At 65.0% G+C, this 4,023-nt stretch carries 3 protein-coding genes and 2 tRNA genes; 4 read left to right on the top strand and 1 reads right to left on the bottom strand.

Going from position 1 to position 4,023, the window contains the following annotated elements:
• A partial coding sequence (locus ACWDU1_RS30350; RefSeq protein WP_450003721.1) for an MFS transporter occupies positions 1-900 on the bottom strand: 900 nt, incomplete at its 3' end.
• 185 nt (positions 901-1,085) lie between these two features.
• On the opposite strand from ACWDU1_RS30350, the gene ACWDU1_RS30345 reads away from it, so the two are divergent.
• From ACWDU1_RS30345 to ACWDU1_RS30330, 4 genes are all read left to right on the top strand, one after another.
• A complete protein-coding gene (locus ACWDU1_RS30345) occupies positions 1,086-1,847 on the top strand; it encodes a fumarylacetoacetate hydrolase family protein (protein WP_450003719.1) in 762 nt (253 codons plus the stop codon).
• A 13-nt stretch (positions 1,848-1,860) separates the two neighbouring features.
• Positions 1,861-3,348 carry a glutamate--tRNA ligase gene (gltX, locus tag ACWDU1_RS30340; protein ID WP_450003718.1) on the top strand — a complete coding sequence of 496 codons (1,488 nt, stop codon included), beginning with the start codon at positions 1,861-1,863 and terminating at the stop codon, positions 3,346-3,348.
• Positions 3,349-3,557: 209 nt separating this feature from the next.
• Positions 3,558-3,629, top strand: a tRNA-Gln gene (locus tag ACWDU1_RS30335).
• 147 nt (positions 3,630-3,776) lie between these two features.
• A tRNA-Glu gene (locus ACWDU1_RS30330) sits at positions 3,777-3,849 on the top strand.
• Positions 3,850-4,023 lie beyond the last annotated feature (174 nt).

Here is a 4,023-nt window from a genome sequence, read left to right as displayed (position 1 = left end):
CAGGAACATGGTGGTGACCGCGGCGATCGCGACCTGGCGCAGCGGGCCCATCCGGCTGCCGACCCGGTCCGACCAGGCGCCCGCGCCGATCCGGCCCAGCGCGCCCAGGATCTGGGTGCCGGTCACCAGGGCGCCCGAGGCCGCCAGCGACCAGCCCAGATCGCGGTGCAGCCACAGCAGGGCGAAGGTCCAGACGGTGCCCTGCGGAACTACCAGCAGGATGGATACGCCGTGGATCCGCCACAGGGTCCCGCTGCCGCGGTAGGGATTGGCGCCGACGGCTTCGGCGCGTGGCGGCCGCGGCGGATCGATGATGCCGATCAGGCAGCCGACGGCGGCGACTCCGGCGAGTACCGCCGGAACCGCCAGTGCCGGCGCGACGCCGAAGCCCTCGGCCACCAGGGGGATGGTCATGGCGCCGATACCGACACCCAGCGGCTGACCGGTCTGGCGGATGCCCATGGCCAGGCCGCGCCGGTCGGGCGGGAACCAGCCGACGATCACCCGGCCGCTGGCGCCGTTGGTGCTGGCCGCGCCCATCCCGCCCAGGAACAGCAGGATTCCGAGCAGGGGGTAGCTGGACGTGAAGGACGCCGCCCCGCCCGCGACGCACATGATCACCGGACCGGCGACCAGCGCCAGGCGCTCGCCGAGCCGGTCGACGATATAGCCCCACGCGATCAGCGTGCAGCACAGGCCGACGGTGGGCATGGCCACCAGCAGTCCGGCGGTCGGCAGCGGCATACCGTCCGCGGTCAGCGCGGGCAACAGGAACGGGACGCCGTGCACGAAGATCGCGCTCGAGGTCTGCGCGAATACGCCGAGGGCCAGCATGAGCCAGCGATGGACCGGGGACACCGTGGGTTTCTCGGGTGCGGTGGCAGGTGAGCTGTGCGCCATCGTTCCTCGTCTCGGCCGTAGAATCTCAATATATGAGAATCAATTCTCATTCTATGAACTAACCGTGCCTACGGTACACGTCCGGAACCGCCGCACTCCATACGGTGTAGCGGTTCTCACCGTCGGGCCACGCCCACCCGTCGGGTGCATTCGGGCTGGTGGAACCGGCTGGATAGACTCCGACCATGCGTCTAGGTCGAGTAGCCAGCCCCGACGGGGTCGCGTTCGTCGCCATCGAGGGCGAGACCGCCAAGGAAATAGCCGAGCATCCGTTCGGTACGCCGACGTTCACCGGCCGCAGCTGGCCGCTGGCCGATATCCGCCTGCTGGCCCCGATCCTGGCGAGCAAGGTGATCTGCGTGGGGAAGAACTACGCCGCCCACGCCGCCGAAATGGGTGGGGAGGCACCGGAGGACCCGGTGATCTTCATGAAACCGAGTACTTCCATCGTCGGCCCGAACGTCCCTATCGTCATGCCGCCCAGTTCCTCCCGGGTCGACTACGAGGGCGAGCTGGCGGTCGTGATCGGGCGTCCGTGCAAGGATGTGCCCGCCGCGCGCGCCAAGGACGTCATCCTCGGATACACCGTCGCCAACGATGTCACCGCCCGCGACCAGCAGGCGCAGGACGGTCAATGGACCCGGGCCAAGGGCTACGACACCTTCTGCCCGCTCGGCCCCTGGATCGAAACCGATTTCGACCCGGCCGACCGCGAGATCACCACCGAACTGGATGGCGAGATCCGGCAGCGCAGCACCACATCACTACTGCTGCACGATATTCCGGAAATCATCGAATGGGTCACCCGCGTGATGACGCTGCTGCCCGGTGACGTCATCCTCACCGGAACGCCCGAAGGTGTCGGTCCGATGAAAGACGGACAGTCGGTATCGGTAACCGTCGCCGGAATCGGAACACTCACCAATCCCGTTGCCGCAAAACGCTGAACGAAAGAGAGACATGACAAACGTACGGGTCCGTTTCTGCCCGTCTCCGACCGGAACACCGCATGTCGGACTCATCCGGACGGCGCTGTTCAACTGGGCCCACGCCCGGCATCACGGCGGCACCTTCGTCTTCCGAATCGAAGACACCGACGCCGCCCGGGATTCCGAAGAATCGTATGCGGCACTACTGGACGCATTGCGCTGGCTCGGACTCGATTGGGACGAGGGACCGGAAATCGGCGGTCCCTACGCGCCGTATCGGCAGTCGCAGCGTCGTGAAATCCACAGCGAAGTGGTGCGAAAACTCCTCGACGCCGGAGAGGCCTACGAATCCTTTTCCACGCCAGCGGAAGTCGAGGAGCGTCACCGGGCCGCCGGACGTGATCCGAAACTCGGCTACGACAATTTCGATCGTGATCTCACGCCGGCGCGGATCGCCGAATACAAGGCCGAAGGACGCGGGCCCGTGGTCCGCCTCCGGATGCCCGATGCCGATATCACCTGGACCGATCTGGTGCGCGGGGAGACCACGTTCAAGGCCGGCACGGTCCCGGACTACGCGCTCACCCGCGGCACCGGCGACCCGCTGTATACGCTGGTGAACCCGGTGGACGACGCGACCATGCGGATCACCCACGTCCTGCGCGGCGAAGATCTGCTGTCCTCCACCCCGCGCCAGATCGCCCTGTATCAGGCATTGCGGCGGATCGGCGTCACGGATTTCACGCCCGAATTCGGCCATCTGCCGTTCGTGATGGGCCAGGGGAACAAGAAGCTCTCCAAACGCGACCCCGAGGCCGATCTGTTCCTGCATCGTGAACGCGGATTCATCCCCGAGGGTTTGCTGAACTATCTCGCCCTGCTCGGCTGGAGTATCGCCGACGACCACGATGTGTTCTCCATGACGGAGATGATCGAGGCCTTCGACGTATCGAAAGTGAATTCGAATCCGGCCAGATTCGACCAGAAGAAGGCCGACGCGATCAACGCCGAGCATATCCGGATGCTGGAACCAGCGGATTTCGCTGGACGGTTGCGGGCATTCTTTACCCACCGCGGATATATGGACTCGGAAACCAGCGGAAAAATCGACGACAAACTATTCGCCGCCGCCGCGGACCTGGTGCAGACCCGCATTGTCGTACTCGACGACGCGTGGGGCCTCCTGCGATTCCTGTTCGCACCCGCCGACGAGTTCGCGATCGACCCCGCGGCGGGTAAGAAGAATTTGGGTCCGGACGCCGTCCCGGTTCTGGACGCCGCCGTTTCCGCGCTCGAACCATTGACCGTGTGGTCCACCGCCGAAATCGAGGACGCGCTCAAAACCGCGCTGATCGATCGGATGGAATTGAAGCCGAGAAAAGCGTTCGCGCCGGTGCGGGTCGCGGTCACCGGATCGCATATCAGCCCGCCGCTGTACGAATCCCTGGAACTCCTCGGCCGGGAGGAGACCATGCGCCGGCTCCGCGCCGGCCGCGACTGGGTCGCGCCGGGCGAATGACCACCTCGCCGGGCGGCCACCTCGGCCGCCCGGCCCCGCCCGCCGGTCGCGCGGACCGGTGCCCAGCGGGCGCAACACGCCGATCCAGACCGCGCTACGCCCATCTGACCAGGCGATTTGTAGTTTCCCCCGAGCAGTTTGGTACTCTCTTTCTCGGCCGGAACGACGGTGCCACCGCAGCCAGCGGTGCAACCGAAAGCCCTGGTCATTGGGGTATGGTGTAATTGGCAACACAGCTGATTCTGGTTCAGCCATTCTAGGTTCGAGTCCTGGTACCCCAGCGGAAATCGCTCTCAGCTTCATCGTCCAGATGCGGTATGTATCGATTACCAGGCGATTTGGTCGCCGCCGCCCGGTCGGTTACGCTGATCGAGCTTCGGATCGAAAGATCCACGATCCACTCCAGCCAGGAGTTGATCACAAGTCCTGGCCCCGTCGTCTAGCGGCCTAGGACGCCGCCCTCTCAAGGCGGTAGCGCGGGTTCAAATCCCGTCGGGGCTACTCAGCTGGCAGGCTCATGCTCATGGAGAGCATGAGCCTTTGCTGATTCGTCGTGTTTTGCGGGGGTTCAACCCCCGCACCCCGACCACGGGGGTGAGTTAGGTAGAGCACACGGCTGTACTCCCGTCACTCCATCGAATATCTCGTATTACGTCTTATTATTTAAAAGTTTTT

The organism is Nocardia sp. NPDC003345 (genome assembly GCF_053589395.1).
The sequence above is the reverse complement of the archived record's forward strand: the minus strand, read 5'-3'. Positions and strand labels throughout refer to the sequence as shown.